The organism is Acinetobacter sp. NyZ410 (assembly GCF_022828975.1).
In the GTDB taxonomy this organism is placed as follows: Bacteria; Pseudomonadota; Gammaproteobacteria; order Pseudomonadales; family Moraxellaceae; genus Acinetobacter; species Acinetobacter guillouiae.
This window is the reverse complement of the sequence record NZ_CP094620.1, coordinates 2,105,410-2,130,194: the sequence shown is the minus strand read 5'-3', so window position 1 is coordinate 2,130,194 and position 24,785 is coordinate 2,105,410. Positions and strand designations below refer to the sequence as shown.

General features: G+C 38.0%; 21 protein-coding genes. 8 read left to right on the top strand and 13 right to left on the bottom strand.

The genetic code is table 11. The annotated features are described in order from the left end of the window. Positions 1-74 precede the first annotated feature (74 nt). On the top strand, positions 75-1,043 hold the full coding sequence (locus MTO68_RS09860; RefSeq protein WP_235663160.1) for an IS30 family transposase: 969 nt from the start codon (positions 75-77) through the stop codon (positions 1,041-1,043). Positions 1,044-1,118: 75 nt separating this feature from the next. On the opposite strand, the gene MTO68_RS09855 is transcribed toward MTO68_RS09860, so the two are convergent. Continuing rightward, positions 1,119-2,402, bottom strand: a complete 1,284-nt coding sequence (locus tag MTO68_RS09855) for an integrase family protein (RefSeq protein ID WP_244015770.1) — start codon at positions 2,400-2,402, stop codon at positions 1,119-1,121. A 501-nt stretch (positions 2,403-2,903) separates the two neighbouring features. Between MTO68_RS09855 and MTO68_RS09850 the strand changes: the two genes are divergently transcribed. Next, positions 2,904-3,176: an antibiotic biosynthesis monooxygenase gene (locus MTO68_RS09850; protein WP_244015769.1), complete on the top strand. Its 273-nt coding sequence runs from the start codon at positions 2,904-2,906 to the stop codon at positions 3,174-3,176. A 47-nt stretch (positions 3,177-3,223) separates the two neighbouring features. On the opposite strand, the gene MTO68_RS09845 is transcribed toward MTO68_RS09850, so the two are convergent. Beyond that, the gene (locus MTO68_RS09845) at positions 3,224-3,763 is read right to left on the bottom strand and encodes a type 1 glutamine amidotransferase domain-containing protein (RefSeq protein WP_244015768.1); all 540 of its coding nucleotides are present in this window, start codon (positions 3,761-3,763) and stop codon (positions 3,224-3,226) included. Positions 3,764-4,041: 278 nt separating this feature from the next. On the opposite strand from MTO68_RS09845, the gene dctA reads away from it, so the two are divergent. Then, on the top strand, positions 4,042-5,325 hold the full coding sequence (gene dctA / locus MTO68_RS09840; RefSeq protein ID WP_244015767.1) for a C4-dicarboxylate transporter DctA: 1,284 nt from the start codon (positions 4,042-4,044) through the stop codon (positions 5,323-5,325). A 262-nt stretch (positions 5,326-5,587) separates the two neighbouring features. On the opposite strand, the gene MTO68_RS09835 is transcribed toward dctA, so the two are convergent. Continuing rightward, complete coding sequence (locus tag MTO68_RS09835) at positions 5,588-6,799, bottom strand: MFS transporter (protein ID WP_244015766.1); 1,212 nt, start codon at positions 6,797-6,799, stop codon at positions 5,588-5,590. 134 nt (positions 6,800-6,933) lie between these two features. Between MTO68_RS09835 and MTO68_RS09830 the strand changes: the two genes are divergently transcribed. From MTO68_RS09830 to MTO68_RS09820, 3 genes are all read left to right on the top strand, one after another. Further along, positions 6,934-7,527: a TetR/AcrR family transcriptional regulator gene (locus MTO68_RS09830; protein WP_244015765.1), complete on the top strand. Its 594-nt coding sequence runs from the start codon at positions 6,934-6,936 to the stop codon at positions 7,525-7,527. A gap of 199 nt (positions 7,528-7,726) precedes the next feature. Then, positions 7,727-8,242: a GNAT family N-acetyltransferase gene (locus MTO68_RS09825; RefSeq protein WP_244015764.1), complete on the top strand. Its 516-nt coding sequence runs from the start codon at positions 7,727-7,729 to the stop codon at positions 8,240-8,242. 151 nt (positions 8,243-8,393) lie between these two features. Next, positions 8,394-9,203 (top strand): siderophore-interacting protein, encoded by an 810-nt coding sequence (locus MTO68_RS09820; RefSeq protein ID WP_244015763.1) that lies wholly within the window; start codon positions 8,394-8,396, stop codon positions 9,201-9,203. A gap of 127 nt (positions 9,204-9,330) precedes the next feature. Here the strand turns inward: MTO68_RS09820 and MTO68_RS09815 are convergent, their stop codons facing one another. The 5 genes from MTO68_RS09815 to MTO68_RS09795 all read right to left on the bottom strand — a co-directional run bounded on the left by MTO68_RS09815 (position 9,331) and on the right by MTO68_RS09795 (position 17,686). Next, positions 9,331-10,518 carry a glycosyltransferase gene (locus tag MTO68_RS09815; RefSeq protein ID WP_244015762.1) on the bottom strand — a complete coding sequence of 396 codons (1,188 nt, stop codon included), beginning with the start codon at positions 10,516-10,518 and terminating at the stop codon, positions 9,331-9,333. A 101-nt stretch (positions 10,519-10,619) separates the two neighbouring features. Beyond that, complete coding sequence (locus tag MTO68_RS09810; RefSeq protein ID WP_244015761.1) at positions 10,620-14,534, bottom strand: autotransporter outer membrane beta-barrel domain-containing protein; 3,915 nt, start codon at positions 14,532-14,534, stop codon at positions 10,620-10,622. A gap of 489 nt (positions 14,535-15,023) precedes the next feature. After that, the gene (locus tag MTO68_RS09805; protein ID WP_244015760.1) at positions 15,024-15,803 is read right to left on the bottom strand and encodes a TIGR03915 family putative DNA repair protein; all 780 of its coding nucleotides are present in this window, start codon (positions 15,801-15,803) and stop codon (positions 15,024-15,026) included. Next, positions 15,804-17,063: a putative DNA modification/repair radical SAM protein gene (locus tag MTO68_RS09800; protein ID WP_244015759.1), complete on the bottom strand. Its 1,260-nt coding sequence runs from the start codon at positions 17,061-17,063 to the stop codon at positions 15,804-15,806. A 200-nt stretch (positions 17,064-17,263) separates the two neighbouring features. After that, positions 17,264-17,686 (bottom strand): PACE efflux transporter, encoded by a 423-nt coding sequence (locus tag MTO68_RS09795; protein ID WP_004821026.1) that lies wholly within the window; start codon positions 17,684-17,686, stop codon positions 17,264-17,266. A 93-nt stretch (positions 17,687-17,779) separates the two neighbouring features. Between MTO68_RS09795 and MTO68_RS09790 the strand changes: the two genes are divergently transcribed. Both MTO68_RS09790 and trmB read left to right on the top strand, forming a co-directional pair. Beyond that, positions 17,780-18,703: a LysR family transcriptional regulator gene (locus MTO68_RS09790; RefSeq protein ID WP_244015758.1), complete on the top strand. Its 924-nt coding sequence runs from the start codon at positions 17,780-17,782 to the stop codon at positions 18,701-18,703. Between the two features lie 139 nt (positions 18,704-18,842). Beyond that, positions 18,843-19,559 carry a tRNA (guanosine(46)-N7)-methyltransferase TrmB gene (gene trmB / locus MTO68_RS09785; RefSeq protein WP_004821023.1) on the top strand — a complete coding sequence of 239 codons (717 nt, stop codon included), beginning with the start codon at positions 18,843-18,845 and terminating at the stop codon, positions 19,557-19,559. Positions 19,560-19,685: 126 nt separating this feature from the next. Here the strand turns inward: trmB and MTO68_RS09780 are convergent, their stop codons facing one another. The 5 genes from MTO68_RS09780 to MTO68_RS09760 form a co-directional block, all read right to left on the bottom strand. Next, positions 19,686-20,948 (bottom strand): carbohydrate porin, encoded by a 1,263-nt coding sequence (locus MTO68_RS09780; protein WP_244015757.1) that lies wholly within the window; start codon positions 20,946-20,948, stop codon positions 19,686-19,688. A 267-nt stretch (positions 20,949-21,215) separates the two neighbouring features. Next, positions 21,216-21,923 carry a YoaK family protein gene (locus tag MTO68_RS09775; RefSeq protein WP_004821011.1) on the bottom strand — a complete coding sequence of 236 codons (708 nt, stop codon included), beginning with the start codon at positions 21,921-21,923 and terminating at the stop codon, positions 21,216-21,218. A gap of 48 nt (positions 21,924-21,971) precedes the next feature. Beyond that, complete coding sequence (locus MTO68_RS09770; RefSeq protein ID WP_004821010.1) at positions 21,972-22,649, bottom strand: YoaK family protein; 678 nt, start codon at positions 22,647-22,649, stop codon at positions 21,972-21,974. A 39-nt stretch (positions 22,650-22,688) separates the two neighbouring features. Next, positions 22,689-22,853 (bottom strand): DUF1427 family protein, encoded by a 165-nt coding sequence (locus MTO68_RS09765; RefSeq protein ID WP_004721074.1) that lies wholly within the window; start codon positions 22,851-22,853, stop codon positions 22,689-22,691. Between the two features lie 56 nt (positions 22,854-22,909). Next, positions 22,910-24,784, bottom strand: a complete 1,875-nt coding sequence (locus MTO68_RS09760) for an amidohydrolase (RefSeq protein ID WP_244015756.1) — start codon at positions 24,782-24,784, stop codon at positions 22,910-22,912. Position 24,785 lies beyond the last annotated feature (1 nt).

Below are 24,785 nucleotides of genomic sequence, written 5' to 3'. Positions count from 1 at the left end.
ATTAATTTAAAGGGTTTATGGAGTATATAAAATTGTCATACCATCATCTTAACTTTGAAGATCGTACTGCATTAATGCTTGAATCAAGAAAAGAAGGCTTTTCACCCAGAAAATTTGCTGAACTTATTAAAAGACATCCTAGTACGATCTATCGTGAACTTAAAAGAAATAGCATCAATGACGTTTATCAAGCCCGATATGCTTCTGATCACACCTTCGCTAGACGTAGACGTGGTCATAGAAAACTCAAAATCGATTCAATCCTTTGGAAATTTATTGTTGAAGCGATCCGTTGTTTATGGTCTCCTCAGCAAATAGCAAAGCGTTTAAAGACATTTCCTGATTTGGATCAAACAATGAATGTAAGCCATACAACGATTTACTCAACTATACGAGCATTACCAAAGGGTGAGTTGAAAAAAGACTTATTATCCTGTCTGCGTCATGAAAATAAAAAGCGAAAAGCTAACGGTGAACCTAAAAAAGATTCTATATTACAGGATATTAAAACTATTCATGAGCGCCCAGCCGAAGTTCAAGAAAGAAAAATACCGGGTCATTGGGAAGCCGATTTAATTAAAGGTAAAGACAATAAAAGTTCGATAGCAACACTTATTGAACGAAATACACGGCTCTGTATCTTGGCAACATTACCTGATGCAAAGGCAGAATCCGTGCGCAAGGCTTTAACTGAAGCTCTGAAATATTTACCTGCAGAACTGCGTAAAACGTTGACCTATGACCGTGGACGTGAGATGTCAGAACATAAAAAACTCGAAGAAGATTTAGGCATAGATGTATATTTCTGTGACCCACATTCACCCTGGCAAAAAGGCACATGCGAAAATATGAATGGTTTAATTAGGCAATATTTACCTAAAGGGATTGATTTAAATCAGGCAGATCAGCATTATTTAAATCAAGTTGCCATGTCACTGAATACTCGTCCTAGAAAAGCGTTAGATTGGCTTACACCATTAGAGAAGTTTGCTCAGCTTGTTGATTATCATAAGGCTTTTGAAACTGTCGCACCTCATGTTTGAATTCGCCCTGCTAAACAAGACATAATCGTTAAAAATAAAGTTATATACTCAAATGATGAAAATGATGGAAATAAATCAGGCATTTTTGTCTCTCATGTTATATATCTTAGCTTCTTCTAGAATCCAATTTTCTATTTTTGTATGATGCATTCTCAAAAGATCGACTGGTCTATCTTTATAATGCTTCTCTGCTGTGGCACTTGGCTTATGCCCCATAATTTGAGCAACCACACCAGTTGGTATATCTAACCACTCTGCTAAGTTTGAAAATGATCTACGCAAATCATGGATAGTAAATTTTGGTAGGCCCTTTTCTGCGAGAGCTGCATAATAACTGTTTCGAATATCTGTAATATGTCCTGACTCTGATAGCTCAGACCAAAAGACAAAATCTGACTCAGGGTGTTTTGGCAATTGTGATAAAAGCTTTTCAACATAAGGAGTCATCGGGATAATACGATTTTCCTGCTCTACTTTGTCCCAAATGCTTATTGTTTTCCATTTAAAATCAACTTGCGCATAGGTCAAAGAACGCATTGATTCAGAACGAGGCCCACATAAAATACTAATTTGTAGAAAAGTTTTATGCATTATGTTTGGGATTTCATTTACAGCTAAAAACCAATCTTTTAATTGATTGCGCTGCACAGAATTTTTTACAGGCTTCAAAACTGGCACTGCTCGACGCACTCGTTTGGCTTGATGCACTTTAGCATCGATCAAGTGCATATATATGTCATGCTCTTGACACCAATTTATACAAGATCTAGCAATTCTAAATCCTAATGCTGCCCTTCCAGGTCTTGATTCTGCTTCCTTTGTTTGCCAAGCAATCAATGTATCTGATGATACCTTTACTAGTGGCACATCAAGTATTGAAGCCAAAACCCCTGGTATTGTTAAACCTTTTCCGCGTACTTTTTCTTCACCACCACGGTGTGAAAGATCAAGATGATCTCTAAGGTGCCTCTCCGACCACAGGTGCTTATTTGCGGTAACATATTCAAAAAAGACATCACCAAAAGTTATTTTTTCATTTTGCTTTTCTTGAGCAAAATTTTCATTTTTCTGATCTTCTTCAGCCTTGTTTCTTCTTGGATCTATCCCTTGATCGCAAAGTTGCTGTAAGCGTCTTGCTTCTTTTCGTGCATCATCTAGTGACCAGACATTTACATCACCCACAGTTATGCGTAAACTTTTGCCTGTAACTCGACTTTGAAAAATGTAAGATCTATTCTCGTTTTGGGTAACACGCACAGAAAGACCCGGCGTATCAATATCCCAGTAAAAAACTTGATTCCTACCTTCTCCTGGTTTTTCTAGCTTAGCTACCTTATTTGTTGTGAATTTTAGCTTCATTTGCTTACATCGAACTCTGTGTAAGCGGTATGTAAGCAAATTAAATCAATATCAGTCAACACTGATAAATACAGATATCAAGTAAACAATTAATATTAAAGATAAAATATAATTTTAATCAACACTCGTAAACAGTAGTAAACTCGAAAAATTCAGGACTCATAATCCGTTGGTCCCCAGTTCAAGTCTGGGCGGGCCCACCAAATAAGACAACCACTTAGGTGCATTAATCCTAAGTGGTTTTTTAATATCTGCTTCTTTATTAAGTTATCTATAAACAATTCAATAGGCTTCTTTCATAAGTCATTTCTAAACCATAGATCAACACACTCCTTGATTCTAACCATCAATACCAATATAAATCACTCAACATGATCATTTTTGATTTATGAAAGATCGAATAAAATGCGCATTAAATTTTTACGCAAAGAATAATAATATATGCAAGACTAGTACTACGCCTACATAAAACAACAGCTATATTTTATCAATGAGAATGCGATGGTTAAGCTATGTGGTCAATTAATCTGTGTGTCTGAACAAGAATTAAATATCGTAATCAAGTATCTTCCAGAATATATCAAGTTAACCAGACAAGAACAAGGTTGTGTTTCTTTTGAGGTCAAACAGAGTCAAAATCTCTTAATTTGGGATGTCTATGAAGTTTTTGAGAATCGACAAAGTTTTGAAAACCATCAACATAGAATATCAGGTTCTGTGTGGGGAATTAAAACCCAACATATTCAAAGATTTTATGAAATAACCCTCGATTAAAGGGCTATCTCAAAAAATTTAAACTCTGCCTAGCCTTGCCCTATTACTTATTCCAACTCTTTTAATATCGCCTCATTAAAGGCAGGAATATCATCTGGACTACGCGATGTAATGAGTACCCATCCACCTGTATTACAACGATGAACTTCTTCATCTACCCAATTTGCACCAGCATTCTCTAAATCTATGCGAATACTTTTATATGAAGTCAAATTTTTATCTTTAATTCTTTCTGCATTGATTAAAGCCCATGGTCCATGACATATGGCAGCAATCGGTTTCTTATGTTCTGTAAAGGATTGAATGATTTTCTTAGCATTGTCATCAATTCTCAATTGATCGGCATTGACCGTTCCCCCTGGAATAACCAGCAGATCATAATCACTTGGATCTACTTTTTCCAAAATCGCATGCGGACTATATGACACCGATTTTTCATCATCATGAACTACGGTTCGTACATCTTTTAATTCAATTGCAGCGTGAATGCTTTCTATGCCCTTGCTCGTCAAAAAGTCTAAAGGTTTTTTAAGCTCATCATGCTCAACGCCAGAATTTGAAGTGATGAATAGTACTTTTTTAGTCATTTTCTTACTCCAACAATACGGTATATTTCAAGCTAACAAAAAATACGATTGTAGATGTACAAGTTTTAGCTTCTTATTGTTAAATGTTTTAGGATATTGTTTTAAGGCTTGTTAGATATCCTTTTTGTTATTCTATCTATACTGCTATTAAGCAACCTATGTATCAAACGATCAAATAACACTACAACAAAAACTACAGAAAAGACCAAAAATTATTCATTCAAAAAATGGCATAACTATTGCTTTTTCAAGTGACCTTTTAGTTATGAATCTCCTCAATGAAGCTCATTAAACGCTCTTTATTTTTACAAGTAATGATTGCATTGGTGATTGGCTGTTTATTCGGTTACTTTTTGCCTCATATTGCGATCAATTTTCAAGTGTTTGGTAATGGCTTTGTCAAACTTGTCAAAATGTTGATTGCTCCACTTATATTCTGCGTCATTGTGTTAGGAATCTATGGTGCAGGAGACTTAAAAAAAGCTGGGAAAGTGGGAATAAAAACGCTGATTTATTTTGAAATCATGACCACTATCGCTCTAATTTTAGGCTTAGCCGCAGCCTATATATTTAAACCTGGGCATGGTATGCACGTGGATATTTCGACTTTAGATGCGTCCCAAATGACCAAGTACAATGAAAATATCCATGCAGTTACAGGTGTATCTGATTTCTTTTTAAATATGATTCCTCAAACTGCTGTGGGTGCATTTACGGGGAATGATATTCTGCAAGTGGTTGTCTTTTCAATTTTATTTGGCGTTGCATTATCTATGCTGTCTAAAGATGTCAGTGAACCTGTCGCCTCTTTTATCGATAAAATATCTCAAGTTATCTTTAAAATCATGTCCATTATCATCAAATTGGCCCCTATTGGCGTTTTTGGTGCAATTTCTTTTACCGTGGCAAAATTTGGAATAGAAACCTTACTTAATCTGGGCTATTTGGTCTTAATTTATTATGTAACTGTGATTTTCTTTGTGATCGTCATACTTGGTCTGGTATTAAAATTCTTAGGCTTCAATATTTTTAAGCTCATTCGCTATTTTAGAGAAGAAATCACCATCGTATGTGGAACATCATCTTCTGATTCTGTGCTACCGCAAGTGATGTATAAACTAAAAAAATTAGGGATAAAAGACTCCACGGTAAGTCTGGTCATTCCATCGGGCTACTCTTTTAACTTAGATGGCTTTTCAATTTATCTCACCCTTGCTGTTGTATTTATTGCACAAGCGACAGGCGTTCATCTAACAATTTCAGACCTTATCATGATTCTTTTAATCACCTTGTTTACCTCAAAAGGAGCACATGGCATCCCCGCATCAGCGATCGTTGTACTCGCTGCGACCTTATCCAGTTTTCCTGTTATACCGGCCATTGGCTTGGTATTGATCCTTTCAGTGGATTGGCTGATTGGTATTTTAAGAGCAGTAAGCAACTTGATTGGTAATTGTGTCGCAACTTTAGTGATTGGTGTATGGGAAAATGATGTTGATAAGAAACGTGTCCATCAAATGTTAGATGCCCCAAACTGGGCAAAAAGTGAATTGGGCAGTTAAAACCGAAATTAACACATAGTCATGGTAAAAATTAGAGTTTTATCTTACAGCAAAACCAACGCGCTATTACCAACATACTATAACCAACAGAATACGCTTTAGATAAAATCATTTAACGCTATCTTAAGCACACATATTTCATAAAAACCATTTCCGCATTGAATCGCTGAAATAGTTTTTATGAATCATGGCATTTACTTAAACTAAAGTCCTCAATCGAAGACCTCTCCAGAAAGCACAGCAAAAAGAATCGTACTGATCATCATGACGGATCATTTGATATGGCTATGCTGTCATTAGCCATATGATAATGTGCCCATAACACAACCACCAACACCATACCTCCTGCGCATAATGCAACGAGAAAACCTGATCTTAGCCCATAGCCATCAACCATCTGTCCAGAGATTGCTGCGCCTAGTGCCACGCCAACATTTAACCCAGCCAGTAACCATGTCATACCTTCCGTCAGGCGATGTTTTGGCACAATGCGCTCAACCAGTGCCATTGCGACGATCATCGTCGGTGCAAAAAATACCCCTGCAAGTAAAACACTACTTGCCAACATCGTAATACTATTCACCCATAATAAGGGTAATGTACTCGCTGCAGTTGCCACGCCTCCGAATAATAAAAGATGCTGTAAAGACATTTTCAATTTAACTGCACCAAATAATAAGCCAGCTAAACATGAACTTAACGCATATGCAGAAAGCACCAAACTGGCAGCTGCAGGCTGACCAAGATGTTCAGCAAAGGCGACACTAACGATATCAATCGTGCCTACAATGATCCCCATTCCAACCATTAACAATGTCAGCAAGCGTATCTGAACAGGCATAGTGATTGAGCCTGAACGCTTATGAGTTAAATCTTGTGTGTCGATTTGGGGTTCTGTACCCCGTTGTAACACCAGTAAAAATACACCGATAATCAACAACAATGTTGCAACCAGTAAACTTGCTTGTGCTAACACTGCTACCGATAAACCAACAGACAATGGCGGACCGATAATAAAGGTGACTTCATCTAGTACTGTTTCTAGTGAGTAAGCGGTTTGTAATTGAGCTTGTCCAGCATATATTGCTGTCCAACGCGCCCTTACCATGGCAGATATACTGGGCATAAAACCCGCCAATAATGCCCCCACAAACAACGTCCAATCAGCAGCCTGCCACCATGAAGCAAATACCAATATCAATAAACCAATACTGCTGATCGTTGTTACGATAGGCAGTATGCAACTTTGTCCATATTGATCAACTAACTTTGATACTTGTGGCGACACTAAAGCGTATGTCAATACGAATACCGCAGACACGGCACCAGCCAGCGCATAGCTCCCCCTCAGTTGAGATAACATAACAATGATACCAATGCCGGTCATCGGTAAGGCAATCCGAGCCAATAAGCCAGCCAAAGCAAAACCTTGGGTACCCGCGACACAAAATAGTTCTCTATATGGACCAATCATCAGACTCTCCTGAATACAATCTCTTGCAAACATATAAGGATTCAGCAAAAATACATACACTTCGTATGAATAAAGCATACATTCATACGAAGTGTATGTAAATAATCATACGAAACGTATGTAAGGAGAAGTTGATGGTTCGTCGTACACGTATTGAAATGGAAGAAACCCGTGCTGCACTGATCGCAATGGCTCGAAAAGTCTTTAGTGAACGCGGTTATGCCGATACCTCAATGGATGATCTCACCGCACAAGCAGGTTTCACTCGTGGTGCGTTGTATCACCATTTTGGTGATAAAAAAGGATTACTGGCTGCAGTCGTCGCACAAATCGATCATGAAATGGATCAACGTTTAGATGTGATCTCCGAACAAGCTAAAGACATTTGGTCAGGATTTAGTCAGCGTTGTCATATTTATCTGGACATGGCAATAGAATCAGAATATCAACGCATCGTACTGCGCGATGCACGAGCGGTATTGGGTAGTGCATCTATAGATTCGCAACAACACTGTATTGATTCGATGCAAAGACAGATAGCGCAACTTATCCAGCAAGGAATCATTGAGCAAGCTGATCCACAAGCACTCGCCTGCTTAATTTATGGCAGTTTAGCTGAAGCCGCGTTTTGGATAGCTGATGGTGAAGACCATAATCAAAGACTCAAGTCTGGAAGAACAGCACTAAACCTTTTACTCCGCGGGTTATTGATTAAAGTAGATCAATAAAAGTTCTGATTGCTATGAGTACAAGCATTAAATTGAAACTCGATATTCAGAATAATAAAGTCAGAGAATTAGGATCGATATCCCTATTGATGACTTCAATTTAAGATAGTTTTTAGCTTAAACCGATCCTGATTTTAACCATGTATCTTTTGTCTGCTATACGATAAATTAACTGTAATTTTGAATTTTCGAGGTTTTTTTGAACTGGAATAATATAGAGATCCATTTTTTTCAAGTTGTTTTAAAACCATTTACATCTTTAGATGCTGATGAGGTATTTCAGTATATTACTCCCACCTTGACTCGATATATGGCTTGGGATCTTCCGCAAAGCCGTCAAGAGTTTGATGAGATTTGGCATAAATGGCTAGAGAATATTAAAGATGGGAATGAGTTAATTTTCGTCGTCAGAAACATTGCTAATCATGAGTTTCTTGGCCTTGCAGGATTGCATCAAATACAAACGGAAACACCTGAATTAGGCATTTGGATTCGAGAAGATCGACATAAGTTAGGATTTGGTAAAGATGCGGTAACAAGCATGGTTCATTGGGCTTCAGTCAACTTGAGTTTTAAAAATTTTATTTATCCTGTAGCTGTCGAAAATTATGCCAGTCGCCATATCGCGGAATCTTTAGGTGGGGTTATTTCTGAGTATAAAAAGAAACCTAAATATGATTCTGTAACCTATACTATTCCCCCTCATACTGAATAATACAAAAGATAGATTAAATTGTTTATGATTTATTGATGCAGGATATAGAGCATCTTTGCAGTTTTATCATCAACTCTCGCGGTAATAGTGGCATTTTCATGTAAAAGCCGATACGATAATGAGAATTATTGTTATTTATATGGAATAAATCATGGCGCTGAATGCACATCGCACTTTTATTCAAGTGAAAGAGAAAATATATCTAGGTCCAAACTATGTTCGTATTATTTTTGACTGTGCAGATGTAGAGAAATTCAAATACACCAGTATTGGTGATAACAATAAAATTTTTATTCCAAGGCATGATCAAACTGCGATAGAAATTCCTGATTTTGATTTTAATCAGCGTAAATGGATTGTCAGTAATCCTGAGATGATGCCAGAAATTCGGACTTATACCCATCGAGATATTGATTTAGTCAACAAAACCCTAACCATCGAGTTTGCAATGCATGGTACAGATACCGTGGCTTGTCACTGGGCAGATCGTGCTCAACCTGGAGATCAAATTGGCGTAACCATGTCTACTGCCGCTAAAAATTCAATCCCTACAGGGCTGAATCATTATCTCATTATCACTGATGGGACTGGACTTGCAGTTACTCAAGCGATCTTAGAAAAATTAACAGCTGATGCCAAAGTATATGTCATTGCAGAAGTAGCAACTGTAGAAGATCAAATCGAACTACATACACAAGCTGATTTAGAGCAAACATGGCTGTTCAATCCGAACCCGCTTCAGCAAAGTTTATTGGCTGACGAATTGTTACGCCATCCTGAATTCATTAATCTACCAGCAAGCCGTTTTGCACATATTACCGCCGAACTACAAGCCGTACGGGCATGTCGTAATATCTTAAGAAAGCAAAGTGATTGGGGCAAAGAAGATTGCTATGCCTGTTCTTACTGGCAGATTGGGAAAGCAGATAATGAACGACAGTCTAAAGTGCTAGATGATTAAGCCCAAAGTGAATAAATGATCAATCCCGAAATCTGATTTATATTATTCTGAGTAGATGCGTTAAAACCTTATAAACTAGGGTTTATAAGGTTTTTCATTTAACTTACTCAACAATGAATATCGGTTTTTAATTCCCGTTTAAAATTTTTTCTAATAACGCTTTTTTTCCAACTCGATGTAAATTCAGTGCCAACAACTGCCCCTCATAAAAAGAGTCTTGCATAATAAAACAACGATATTCATTGATTTGATCTGTTAAACGATTGACAAGGTCTTCTGGACAATGTTCAACTAATTTTTTAAAGGCTTGATAGGACTCTTCAATTTTTCCAAGTTTGTATGCATTTAAGCACCATTCATATAGTGACCAAAATTTATAAATATCTTTCTTTAAAAATAAACGATTACCTTCCGGCATTTTTATTTCACTGGCTTGTTTGGCAAAACAGTAAGCCAATTCAGGATGATGATCCCAACTATGCCGTCTAGCCAAATGATACCAACACTCAGCTCTATGTGGATCATGGGCTATTCCCATCTGCCAATACGATAGTGCATCTTTGTAATTTTTTTCACTTTCATAAAGTAAACCCAATTGCTCAAAACTACAGTATTTTTCATCATACCAACCTGTATCTAATTCAGCCCGCTTTAGATACCATTCTATTGCTTTATCTATCTGTCCTGCATCTTTATATGATTGTGCACAATAGAATGCATAACGTGGTAATAAATCTGGATCATCACCAGAGATATAAGCCATTTCAAGGATTTTGGCATCTTTTAAGTATTTGTCTTTATCTAAACTCCGATTACCCTTTCGACCTGAAATAACGACATAAGCGCCTTGAACTTCCCCTACCTCTTGCTCATTTTTATTTTCTAAATATTCATGTAAAACACCGCGCCAATGATACTGAGCATTATTTTTAATAATGAGTTTTCTTAAATATTTTACCGAGAGATCTTCATTGGAAAGTTGAAAATAATAAGCATCTTTCTGTAAAGTCGGTAGACTTAACTCACCTGTTACTGAATCATCTGCATCAAAAATAAGAATGTAATCACTTTTTCCAAGACAAGCTTTTAAAGCAATATTACGGTTATAACTAAAATTTTGCCAAGCTTCATAAATTATCTCACCTTGAATATTTTTCGCTTTAAAAAAGTTTTCGATAATCTCTGGTGTACGATCACTAGATCCAGTATCTGAGATCACCCAGTAATCCAACTTAAAATGTTGACATATATTTTCTAATGTTTGTTCAATGATATGACTTTCATCTTTTACAATCATATTTAAGCAAAGTGTCATATTTTTTCTCTTTGATTCTATTTACATACTTCTATATGAAAGAAACCTTGCATTGCAAGGCTTCTTGATGGATTTCTTTTAAGAACACTTAAATACTAGAATTAGAAATTCACTTTCCAACCAATATTTCCAATGAAATCGCTATAGTTATTACTACCCATCTGATATGAAAGATTAAACCATGCATAACTGTTTTTGCTTGTTTGCCCTTCAACACCAAATTTAACTTCACCCAAATTTGAGTTGCCAGAAATACCATAGTAACTATTATCTAACTTCACAAGTTTGTCTTCAGAATTATAAATCCAATTTAATGCGACGTATGGGCGATAGTTTGAGCTAGCTGCAATATCTGTAGGGACCACAAGAAAGGCTTTTGCTCCAAGACGAGTTTGAATATTGCCCTTGCCTTCATCAATTAACGTACCTGTAGATTTTTCTTTAAATGAATCTAATCGAACATCTTGGTAAATAAATTGACCTTGTGGTTGAATCCAATAACTAACGCCTTCACTTTGTCCAAGTTTATAGCTAGAACCTGCTTCTATTGAGGCCGTAATTCCTGAAGAATCATATTTTTCTGTTCCAAAATCTTGTCCAGATACTTCATTTTTAAACTTACTCCACATTGCCCATGTATCGACATATGCACCAGTTTTTTCAGTCGGATTTTCAAACCAGGTTCCATATAAACCAAAGCCATAACCATCGAGTTTTGAAGATGATTTGTAATTTGTAATTGATGATTTGGAATCACTGCCTGCATTACCATAAGCAGCCATTAAGCCGACATTATATTCATCTTTTTCGCCAAAGTTTGCCAAACCTAAACCTGCATGTAAAACATAATGATGACCATCGGTATCAATCTGTCCAGATTTATCTTCAAATTCATTATAGCCCCCTACAGCTCTTAACCAGAGTTGACCGACATCATCTTTATTCATATTGGTGTATTCACTTGCACCAATACGATCTTCTAAACGATGGACAAATAAGTTATTGGCAATATTGGCATTAAAAGTATAACTACCAACCTCTGGGCGAATGACTGGTTGATGTGGACCTGTACTGCCTGTTGGACCAGTTGCTCCTGTATCCCCAGTTGCACCTGTAGAACCTGTGGCTCCAGTATCACCCGTTGCACCTGTAGAACCAGTTGCGCCCGTAGAACCTGTGGCTCCAGTATCACCCGTTGCACCTGTAGAACCTGTGGCTCCAGTATCACCTGTTGCACCTGTAGAACCAGTCGCTCCAGTATCACCCGTTGCACCTGTAGAACCTGTGGCTCCAGTATCACCAGTCGCTCCGGTAGAACCAGTCGCTCCGGTAGAACCCGTTGCACCGGTAGAACCTGTGGCTCCAGTATCACCCGTTGCACCTGTAGAACCTGTGGCTCCAGTTGCACCTGTAGAACCAGTTGCGCCCGTAGAACCTGTGGCTCCAGTATCACCCGTTGCGCCCGTAGAACCAGTCGCTCCCGTAGAACCCGTTGCGCCCGTAGAACCTGTTGCACCCGTAGAACCCGTTGCACCTGTAGAACCAGTAGAACCTGTGGCTCCAGTAGAACCCGTTGCACCTGTAGAACCAGTCGCTCCCGTAGAACCCGTTGCACCTGTAGAACCTGTCGCCCCAGTAGAACCTGTGGCTCCAGTATCACCCGTTGCGCCTGTAGAACCCGTTGCGCCCGTAGAACCAGTCGCTCCAGTAGAACCAGTCGCTCCAGTATCACCCGTTGCGCCCGTAGAACCCGTTGCACCTGTAGAACCAGTTGCGCCCGTAGAACCTGTGGCTCCAGTATCACCCGTTGCGCCCGTAGAACCTGTTGCGCCTGTAGAACCTGTGGCTCCAGTATCACCTGTTGCTCCAGTAGAACCCGTTGCGCCCGTAGAACCCGTTGCACCTGTAGAACCTGTGGCTCCAGTATCACCCGTTGCGCCCGTAGAACCTGTTGCGCCTGTAGAACCTGTGGCTCCAGTATCACCCGTTGCGCCAGTAGAACCCGTCGCTCCAGTATCACCCGTTTCACCTTTCATATTGAAACTTTCAAGATACCAGTCACCATTCGCATGCTTATTTAACAGATATTCATAGCCGCCTTTTACAACACGGCGTTGTAAAAGAAATTCACCATTAGATGCACCATCGATGTCATACATCAAAATGGATTCTTTTCCAGTTGGATCAACCAGATTTAAGTTATTGACCCAAACCCAATCAATACCTTTATCAATCACATTACCCGTAATTTTGACGTTATCTGTATATGATTTACCATCTACACCTAAATCACCACTCTGTCCAAGACCCGTTAAATAAGAGTCCATTAGCCAAGTATTATTTCCAGTTGTATAGTCGCCAGTAATGGTTAATTTGTCTCCAGCCACACCATTAGCCAGATCAATTTGAGAGTTGGATGCAACAACGTTTCCTTTTAAGTTAAAAGCAGATTGTGTATTTGTAAGTAGATTACTGCGATTCACATCATGAGCAACAAGTTGTGAATTTATTAAATTTAATGTTGTAAAGTTCGCTTGAGTACTATTTCCATTCGCTTCCAATTGCCAAGTCGCGTTATTTTTTAAATTGAGATTTAAAGTAGAGCTGTCTGTTTTATTTACAAGTCCCTGCATATATCCGTTTTCAAAATGATAATTGACTTGGCTTGGCGTTGTACTTGCTCCTTGAACATCAATCAAATACGCATTATTTCCCGTATTAGAAATCAGTGATGTGTTATCACCTCTAGCAGAGAAAATATAGTTTTTTTGGTTTGTTCCTACAGTAATTAAACTTGCCGTACTTGTAGCTGTTTTATTAATGATTAAATTATTAAATGTTGTAATTGTTTGATCTGTAGCTTGACTTGAATTACCACTAATATTAATAGCTTCCCTGCCTGCTTTAATCTCAGTACTAGAGGTAGCGGCATTGGCATCCAGTAAAGCGCCCTGCCAAATAATATCAATTGCAGAATCATTAAGCGCTTTAGTCGTATCTATGATCATTTTTCCTTTGGAGTATAAACGACCTTCGCCTGTACCAATTGCTGCTGTTTTCCCTAAACGAATAGCGTTTGCGCGAGTGGATGTACTCTCAATACTGATATTGCTATTATTTAAATGAACTTCTGGTACCATGCCACCTTGTTCAGAACCAGAAATATAAATTCCTATTGCATCATTTTTTTGATTTTTAATATCAATGTTTAAATCTTTATTCACCTCTACATAGCCAGCAGCACCATTACCAGAAGATTGTGGTGCTCCTTGAATTGCACGAATACCGACAACTAACGGATAATTTGATAAAAAGGATGGGTTATTATTTGCACTCATTTTAATATTTAAATTATCAAATATAGCTTTGGACCTCATCCCATTAAAAGCAGCTGTTTCTGCAGAATTAACACTTGACCCCACAACTACACCATAGTGCTCAAATCGTTCATTAAATGTTGGCCCTTTGGGTAAATCTAGCATGGTAAGATTCAATGTACCAATAGTTGAAGTACCCCCATGCGATACTCCCAGTCCTATTTTTGCAATATTATCCCCATTTGGATTGCTACTATTACTATCTAAATTTGTAATCGTGAGATCGAGTTTTTTCCCAGCGGCATTAAAAGAAGATGTAAAATTAGGTGCAGTTCCATAGACTGAAATCCCCCCCGATCCCTTGAGTGTTGTGGTTAAATCATTGGTCAGCGTTATGCTTCTGTTGGCATTTTGGCTATAAACTAAAAACCCCGTATTCCAAATACTTGTATTTCCTATTTCAGGTAAAATAGTAGATACCTCACAGTTAATATTTGCTCCAGTATTATTTGTATTATTAACCGTAACAGAGCCATTTGTTCCTTGCGTACACTCTACAGCTAAACTCGCTGAGGAAATCAGAACACCACCAATCAATAAAGTCACTTTCGATGATGATTTCCCTTTTCTCCCAAGCTCTGAACATACTACCCAAGCATTTAGGCTTACATTCCATATTAGTTTATAAATTCTATTCATGTGGTATTTCCTTGTATATTATTCTGTGATGTATTTTGCATTTTATAATTAACATATCAACAAAATAAAAACAACACAAATCACATACCACTATAAAATCAACATAAATTACAATTGCTTATACATGAATAAATTATACCATTTGATAGTATTTTCAAATAAAATAGAAAGCTGAAAAAATAAAAAAACTGTATAAGATTTATTCAAAAAATAAACATAAAACCTTTGCCTGTGTAAAGAGTGAAGACCTTAAATCATAAGCATTACAGTGTTTAAAATAGACAGCACACATGTTTTTTGTATTCATGTAATCGCTCCCTCTTTTGAGACGTATAAAGATTAAATAAAAAATTCGGGAAGAAATAACTGTTGTGGCGCCGCTCATATAATCCATAGCAATACCATAGACAAAGCCAGCTAAACATCAAAACCAAAACTATATTATTCAAGATCCAGCTATAGATACAGGCGATATCATTAATTTAATCTTTAAACCGTTTTCTCATTCATATAACGCCAATATCGCTTTGGTACATATTGAATATGTAGTTTAATGTTTTTCCGCGCTGAAATATTTACACTGTTAAAATAATCTTTCCAAAGCTGATCATATAGAACCTCTTGATGATCTAATTCAACACTAAAATCTTGACTAGAACCTTGATGAATCTTTTGATCAATCTCTAAGACATTCATATTGACTTGATGAACCTGTCTTAAATCATAATAGATACCAAAATCTCGTTTTTCATCATAAATAAGCCAGCGCTGGTCTTGATATCTGGCTTTAAAATGCTTTTCGATCAAAGGCAAAACATTGAAATCTGGCTTAACCAAGCTTAAAAATAATTCATCTTTACATTTTTTAAAGCGAACAAAAGCTTCCATACGGTGCTTTTCTCTTCCCACTTGTTTGGCCCATTTTGACAGTGCCAAAACATCTTGATGACCAAAATCTCGATCAATCGCTTTTTGAGCGAAGAATGCATAAACACTAAAATTAAACAGATGTTGAAAAGCATCTTCCTGTTCAGATAAAAAAGTATAGTAAAAGTTACGTAACCCACTTGCTGAAACTTTTAACTTTAGGCCTTGCCAAACTCTGTTGGCTTGAGCGTCATTGGATTCAACAAAAATCGTTTCATCAAATAAAGCGGCTTGAGTGTTGTTTTCACTTGAGACAATGACATCAAACTCTTTAAATTGAAATGCACGAAATACACAGCACAAAACCCCTGTCATGGTCCCATCAAAAATATATTTCGCCATTTAGAATAACAAATCCAACTGGGGTGAAAGTTGTTGAGTATATTTTGAATGTCCTGTCTGTAATATTTTCTGGCGAATTTGGCTGGGTAATTGATCTTTTAAAAATGGAGGGGTATCAGCACAACGAATAAAATGCATTGCCCTGTTATACGCAATTCCCAGTTTTTTGATTTGATCAATATGAATTTTACCAAAGCGACGTGCTTGAACAATCTTTTTAGCTGAACGTACCCCAATTCCAGGAACTCTTAAGATCATCCGATATTCAGCTTGATTGATATCGATAGGAAATTGTTCAGGATGACGTAATGCCCAACTCAGTTTTGGGTCGATATCTAAATCTAAATTTGGATGCGTTGCATTAACAATTTCATTTGCTTCAAAGCCATAAAATCGCATTAACCAATCCGATTGATACAATCTATTTTCACGCAGTAATGGCGGTGCTGAACCCACTGAAGGCAATGCTTTTTCTTCATCATTAATCGGAATATAGCCCGAAAAATATACCCGTTTGAGTTTAAATTCTTTGTAGTGATGATCAGCCATTAAGATAATATCCTGATCCGTTTCATTATGTGCGCCCACCACCATTTGAGTTGTTTGTCCTGCTGGAACAAACTTCGGCACAGTTTTTATAATTTTTCTTTCATCTTTAAATTGAATCAAACGATCTCGAACAATGCCCAAATCTTTTTGCACTTCATCATGGGTTTTTTCAGGAGCAAACTTTTTAAGGCCTTCCGCGGTAGGCATTTCTAAATTGATACTCATCCGATCTACATAAAGCCCTGCCTCATGGATAATCTCCTGTGAAGCACCTGGAATCGTTTTAAGATGAATATAGCCATTAAAGTTTTCTTCTAATCGTAGCTTTTTAACGACTTGTAGCATGCGCTCCATGGTATAGTCTGCTGACTTAAAAATTCCTGAACTTAGAAAAAGGCCTTCGATATAATTTCTTCTATAAAAATTAATAGTTAAATCAACAACTTCTTGTACCGTAAAAGCAGCTCGTTTGACATCATTAGAACGGCGAGAAACACAATATGAGCAATCAAAAATACACACATTGGAAAATAAGATTTTAAGCAGCGACACACATCGACCATCTTCGGTATAACTATGGCAAATTCCAGCCCCCGTATTGCCTAGCCCAATGTCTTTGTTTTTACGGTTACTGCCACTGGATGAACATGACACATCATACTTCGCAGCATCTGCTAAAATTTGCAGCTTTTCTCTAATACGCTCTGTCATCACTCACACCTAATTTTCCGAATGAACTTTAGTGATTATATAAATTATGAGCGGTCAACAACGGCGATTTCTTTATTGTTGCGACATGAGCTGTCGTATAAATTTAAAGCGTTAAATAGAAATTATTGTGCTAGAAAAAACCTAAATTATTGCCCATTCAATTGAATGGGCAAATAACTTAAGCAGAAACAATTACATTTTTAAGCTTGAGCGGAAAGTGGAACACCAAATAATCGATCAAAAGACCAATTAAAAATAAAGGTATAAATTGGAATGATAACAATTAAAGCCGCATCTAATAAAAATGCCTCTAGAAAACTAATATTCATCCACCATGCAATCAATGGAATAAGAAAAACTACTAAGGTTAATTGAAATCCGATCGCATGAGCTACACGGCGTTTTACTGTACGTTGACGTAAAGTTTGGCGTTTTTCCCATGCTTCAAAAATTAAGTTATAAATAAAGTTCCAGCTCACAGCAATCGTGGTAATCAGGAAAGCCAAAGGCCCTGTATGGGTTAATTGTGTACCCGAAAGTAGTGCCAGCCCCAAAGAAGAAATACCCAGTCCAATGATTTCATAGGTACTTACATAAATTACTCTACGTTTAAGACCTTGCATAAACTTACCCAAACAGATTTTCAAAAAAGCCATTTTAATTTCAGTTATAATAATAGATAAAGACAATAGCTTTCAGTTTGACTGATACCAATTATGAATTTCACCAGCGAAAATATAGAATTATTTGTAAAAGTACTGGATACAGGCTCTTTTTCTGCTGCGGCTCGTGCCTTAAATCGAGTACCATCAGCCGTCAGTATGGGTATCGCAAATATTGAAGCAGAATTAGGCTTACAACTGTTTGAAAGAACACCCCGCAAAGTGATTCCAACAGCGTCAGCACTTGCCTTAGCCCCACAAGCAAGAATCATCTCAGAACAATTAAAACAATTAAGTAAACATGCTTATGAACTGTCCTTAGGTTTGGAGAGTACTTTAAAAATAGGTGTTGTATCGGATGTAAACAATCAAAAACTTTTACAATCTATTGATAAACTTGCAGCAAAATACCCACTGCTCAATATCGAAATCATTACTGCACCACAAGATGATATTTTGCATTTACTGTATTCAGAACAAATCACAATTTGTTTAGCGGGTTCAGGGCAACATATTAAAATGCAAGAACATTTACAGTTAGTCAGCATGGAGGTTGTTGTTGCAACGATATCTGCAAATCATGCTTTGATGAATCAAGCAGTTCATCCTATTTATATCGAGGATTTGGTTAATGTTCGGCAAATTGTTGTTGCGAGTAGTGCGCTTGATATTGCAGATTTGAGATCGGTAATTGCTGCATCTTATTGGCGAACCAATGATCTACAAACGGCGATTGATATGGTTGAGATCGGCTTAGGATGGGGAAATTTCCCATATTCATTGGTCAAATCACATATTGATGCTGGGCGTTTAATCCAAATTGATTTTAAAAATACCTACAATCAACTTTCTGTTCCGATTTATCTGATTTGGTTAAAAGATAAAGCGCTACCTAAAGCATCCCGTGAATTAATCGAGTTAATTAGACAAAGTCTAAATGAACATAACGACGTATTGAATAACAAGAATAGTCTTTGACTCAGTGCTCGATAATGATTTTATTTTATCCAGTTTTCATTGTAAATTTATTAGAATTGAATGAAATTCTATAAAAAATTTGACTTGCGAAGCTCAGCACTTACAATACGCCTTTTAGATTTCTAGTATTACCTAAATCATGTCAAACGATCAAATTGAAGCACAAATTGTAGAATTAGACAATTTGCAAGAACACCGTGAAATTGTGACATTTATGCGTAGATCGTCACCGCTCAATACTTCACAACGTACTGCGCTTGAACAACATCGTGATTTAATTTTGGAATACCCTGTCGGCGATTTACGTCAACACTTTGAACATCCTGAACGCCCACTTACGGTAGAAATTGGTTTTGGTATGGGCCGCTCTTTGGTTCTGATGGCAAAAGCCAATCCTGAACGTAATTTTGTTGGAATCGAAGTGCATGTGCCTGGTATTGCGCAATGTGTTTATGAAGCAGGTATGGCAGAAGTTAAAAACCTCCGTGTTTTAGATGCAGATGCAATCCAAGTTCTGCGTGAAATGCCTGACAATAGTATCAATACAGTTCAACTTTATTTCCCTGATCCTTGGCAGAAAAAACGTCATTTTAAACGCCGTTTTGTTTCTCATGATCGTATGCCATTGGTTGAAGAAAAACTCGAAATCGGTGGTACATTCCATGCTGCAACAGACTGGGAACCGTATGCTGAATGGATGCTCGATGTTTTAGACAATCGTCCTCGTTTAGAAAACTTAGCAGGCAAAGGCAATAGCTATCCTCGTCCTGAATGGCGTCCACAAACCAAGTTTGAACGTCGTGGTATTGAGGCAGGTCATAAGATTAATGACTTTATTTTTAAGAAAATAAATTAATCCAAATCACCCTCCTTCTAAATTTATCTATAGCATTAAATATCAAATATTTAATGCTATTTTTTTGTCTAATGTTGTCTATTTAAATTGGACTCATCCTAAAATATTTTAGCTAGATTTTTTATGCTAAAAGTTAAGCTTTGTTCCCAATGCCAAGACCCAAGCATTGTTGACATCATGTGTTGCACCAGGATGAACGATATATTGCAGGCTTGGGCGTAACATCAGCCATTTTGTTGGATAATAACTATAATTTAATTCAATATTATATTCGGCATCAGCATTAAATTGTTTCTTGTCTTCTGCAAAACGATCATTGATATGAATACGATTAAGCGCAAAACCCAAATTATCCTCAGCTCGGCTGCTTATCACCCCATAATACTTTAAACCGATCTGTTGAGACTGATCCACCTTGTTGGTGGTACGGCTATGGAATGTAAAATTGGCAAAACTATGTAAGCCCTGCTTTCCTACACCAACTGAAGTAAGTTGCTGGTCAAAATTAAACCAAGCGCCATAAGTATGATTTTGTTGCTGTCCCGTCCGTATATCCTTTTGATTTTTAGCTTCATCTGCGCTGTTATACATTGCACCTACACGATAAGTCCCTGCTAATCCATTGATCAATGATTTCGGTTGCCAGATCATCTCTATGGGAATGGTGACACCATCGGCGTGATGGGTACTCAGATTCCAGCCATGACGTTCTAAAGCATTTTGAGGGTTATATTCATAAACGCCGATTTGTACGGCCAGATCTGGGTGAAATTGATATTTTAAACGACCACCCCATTGAGAAATTGGAGAGTTATACCAAATTCCGCTTTGCCATTTCCCCATTTGCGCAGCACAAAATGAATTATTTTGAAATTCACAAGACATCACATTGAAATCGGTACCCATTCCCAAACGCCCTAATTTAATACTGAGCCCCTGTTGTTTAAAGTTTTTCTCCAAAGAAAACTCGGTCAGTCGACTTTTACTGTTGCCACGACCATAATTTGCTTGAACATTGGCAAGCTGTGGTGCAGATGGATCAGAAATATCTTCCAAAGATAAACTTTGTCCTTGTCTTGCTGTGATTGTTACTTTTAATGTCATCCCCTCCCAATTTGCCAGCTTTTCTAAATCTAAAGTTGAACCAATTAAAAATTGACTGGCATATTTAGGATCATTCCCCGAATTGTAGCCACCATCGGCTAAATAAGCGCTGTCTACAATCAAGTTTGCATCTAATTTAATCCCTTGCGTTAAAAGTTCAGTCCGCATCCCCTGCCAATCACCAAACAAATAAGGACTATTTTTGTCTAAGCTTTGTTGAGCAGCGTGCAACTGCATACTGAGCATTGAAACAAAAGGAATCATACATTTAATTAAATTTGACATAGGTTTACCTTAATTTTGCAAAGTCCATAATTAAAATAAATGACAGATGCTGGCTTTGCTGTTTGACAAGACATGGCTTAATTTTTGGATTTTTCAAAAATGTGGATGATGAATACGAGTTAAATTAATCAAGGTTTGATTTAACTAAAAAATGATTGTTCCAATAAATATTTGAAGGAATTTTTAAGCGCCGACATGGTCACAATAATCATGACAAAAACACCATCAAGCATGATTACTCATTGAAGTTTATTCATCATTAAGCCACTAGCTTGGTTGGACAAATCTTTGCTGGGCTGCGAGATAAGACAGATACAACACGGGTGCGACAAAGAAAGCGACACTCCAAAAATCTAGATACACATATAAAAAAGCACCTAAAAATGCGCCAATCACAAACCCCACCACAATGCTGAAACTATGCTGTAGCTTTTGCATATTGTTAGGGTTCCGATCTCTTAAATAATTAGAAATATCTATACCTAACTGTGTTGTATTTCCCGTCATCATGGTACTCGGACTAATATGTTTAATTAAGGTTTTACTTGAAGTGTTACGAATAGCTAAGGCGATCAGCCCTAAACCACCTGTAATTGCGACAGTGACACTATTGGCATCTTTAAACGGTTCAAAATATAAACCCGTAAGCATAAACCCAATTAAAAAAATTGCTTCCCCCAAAAATAAATAACTTAAAGTGGTATGTTTCTCTACGCTGCGATCAATCCAATATTTGGTAATGGCAACAGTCAGAATAAATAAGGGAATTGCCCCAAGCTTAATCCAAATCCCAGGCCCACCTTTGACCCAAGCAGCACCAGCTAAGACTAAGTTTCCTGTGACATGCGCAGTAAAAAAACCAAACAGTGCGATAAAGCCAATGGTATCAATTGCGCCACCCACAATTGTCAATAACAAAGGATCTCGACATGTTTTCCAAAACCCACTCGGTGGCGTCGTTTGTATATTTTCCATGTTCTACTCGTCATTCAATAATTAATTAGAATTAGGATCTGTCAAAACCTAAGCTTTTTTATAGTTGTCCCGATTGATGAAAATCATCAGTAACAAAACTGGGGGAAGCAAAAATAACCATAGCAATGCAAATTTATATACGATTGCAGCAACTGCGCACCCCAGTGCAAAACTCAACATGGTTGGGAAAATTGCAACAATACTCTGTCGAATTTGCAGTCTTTTTTCCTGAGAAGGTTTAGAAAAAAGCTCAGCAATATTTAACATCAATTGCGTTGTAGCACCCGTCATCACAGTTGTTGGTGATTCTTTCGTCCAATGGATACGATGCATCGCATTTTGAATCGCCATAGCCGCCACTAATAACATACCGACAGAGAAACTCATGACGGTATCGTATTTAGGAAAGGGTAAATAAAAATAGGAGCATACGGCGACAATACTAAGAAGCAAAAACATCAGCTTGAGAAAAAACGCATATGAACTGTTTTGATGGCGGATAAACTTTTGATCCAACAATTTGACCGATAAAACTGTAATACAGAACATCGGTAGTGCTGCCAATTTGGCCCAAGCACCTGTTTGGCTCTCGGAGACTAAAGCCGCGCCTAATGTTACAAAATTACCTGTCACGTGGGCAGAAAATAAGCCATGCAATGCGAGAAAGCTTGCAGTATCGACATAGCCTGCATTGAAGCTCAATAACTTACTTAGTCTAAATTGCATCGTTTGCCCCCTTTCTCCTGTTATTACTTCACCCTATCGTTAGGATAATAAGTTTTTAATCATTGGCATGAGTTGTTCGCCAATAACCATCCCCAATAAACCGCATAGGGCCACAAAAGGCGGGGCTGGAGATTTCACATTTAATAGGTAATACAACACGCCAACCAACAACCCAACGGCCAAAGAGATCAGATAGATTTTCATAAATTTCTCCCCAATAAAATTCCACCTAGTTTCAGATGGAATTTTTTAGGTTGGTTTTAAAAAGCAAAACAAGAACAGCCTAATGCGCCCCAAAATGATTTTTTATCCTGATCATTGATAGGAACGTCAAGCATCCATGCATGCGAATGTCCATGCATGCCACAGCTGCTAGAACATGCACACACTGCTGAATCTTTTTGTAAGGGTTGTAAGGAAGGCGCATTACGATTTTCAAAGTGGCGCCACTGCCCGCCAAATCGCTTGACTGGTGACCAATCAGGCGATGCGGGTGGAATCGGTGGATCTTGTTGCTTAAATTCGGCACCCGCATAGACCACTTTACCGTCCATCACCGTCATGACTGATTCAATAAATTGAATTTCATCGCCCTCAACAGAAAGATAGTCATCTGAAAGTACAACAAGGTCCGCATGTTCACCTGAGACTAAAGCGCCTTTATTACTTTGCTCGCCTGAAAACCAAGCCGATCCTTTGGTCCATAGTCTTAGCGCTGTCTGACGATCAAGTAAGTCTTTCTCATCATATAAAGCAAAGCCACCCACAGTTTTACCTGTGGTTAACCATGCCAAACAGACCCAAGGATTGTATGATGCAACACGCGTCGCATCTGTTCCTGCTCCCACTGGCACACCCAACTCAAGCATTTTTTTTACCGGAGGCGTGTCTTTGGCTGCATCAGCACCATAACGCTGAACAAAGATTTCGCCTTGATATGCCATACGGTGTTGAATGGCAATTCCACCACCAAGTGCACCGATCCGTTCTATGTTTTTTTCTGAAACCGTCTCTGCATGGTCAATAATAAAACGGGTTTCAAATGGCTTTTTACCATTGACACGTTCAAAAACACTGAGCAATCGACTAATGCTTTCATCATAGGTGGCGTGAATTCGAAACGGCCATTTCTTCTCAGACAAATGTTCAACAATGGCTTCTAATTCCGTTTCCATTTTTTCTGGAAGATCTGGGCGAGGTTCATAAAAATCCTCAAAATCACCAGCTGACCAAGTCAGGTTTTCCCCCGCACCATTCATCATCAATAATGCATCGCCATCACCGGGAAACGTCATTTCTGTCCATCGTTGATAATCTTCTAACTCTTCACCGGCTTTTTGTGCAAAGAGGTTATAAGCAATACGAACGGTCATTTGATCTTTTTCATGCAATTGATTGATCACTGCATAATCATCTGGATAGTTTTGCCCGCCTCCTCCGGCATCAATCGCAGAAGTGACACCGAGTCGATTTAACTCACGCATAAAATGTCGGGTAGAATTCACTTGATCTTCGACAGGTAATTTGGGTGCCTTACCTAGTGTTGAATACAGAATTGCAGCAGAAGGCGTTGCCAATAATAAACCTGTTGGCTCACCTTTTTCATTGCGTTCTATTCTACCCCCGGGTGGATCAGGAGTATCTTTATTAAAACCTAAGACATCTAATGCTGCTCTGTTCAGCATTGCGCTTGCATATAAGTGCAGAATAAAAACTGGAGTATCAGGTGCAGCTTTATTGATTTCAGCTAAAGTTGGTAAACGCTTTTCTGCAAATTGGAATTCAGTCCACCCACCGACAACACGGACCCACTGTGGTGCTGGCGTATTTTCTGCCTGCTCTTTGAGTAAGTTTAAAGCATCTTTAACAGTCGGTACCCCTTCCCAACGCAACTCCATATTATAGTTAAGCCCGCCACGGATAATATGGAGATGGCTATCATTTAAACCGGGAATAACGCGACGACCATTTAAATCAATCACTTTTGTCGAGGCTTTGGCCAACTTCATGATGCTATTTTCATCACCCGTGGCAAACACTTTTCCGTCAACGATCGCAATTGCAGCTATTTCTGGTTGTTTCGGGTCGAGTGTAGTAATTTTGCCGTTCTTAAGAATTAACTGTACATCTGTCATG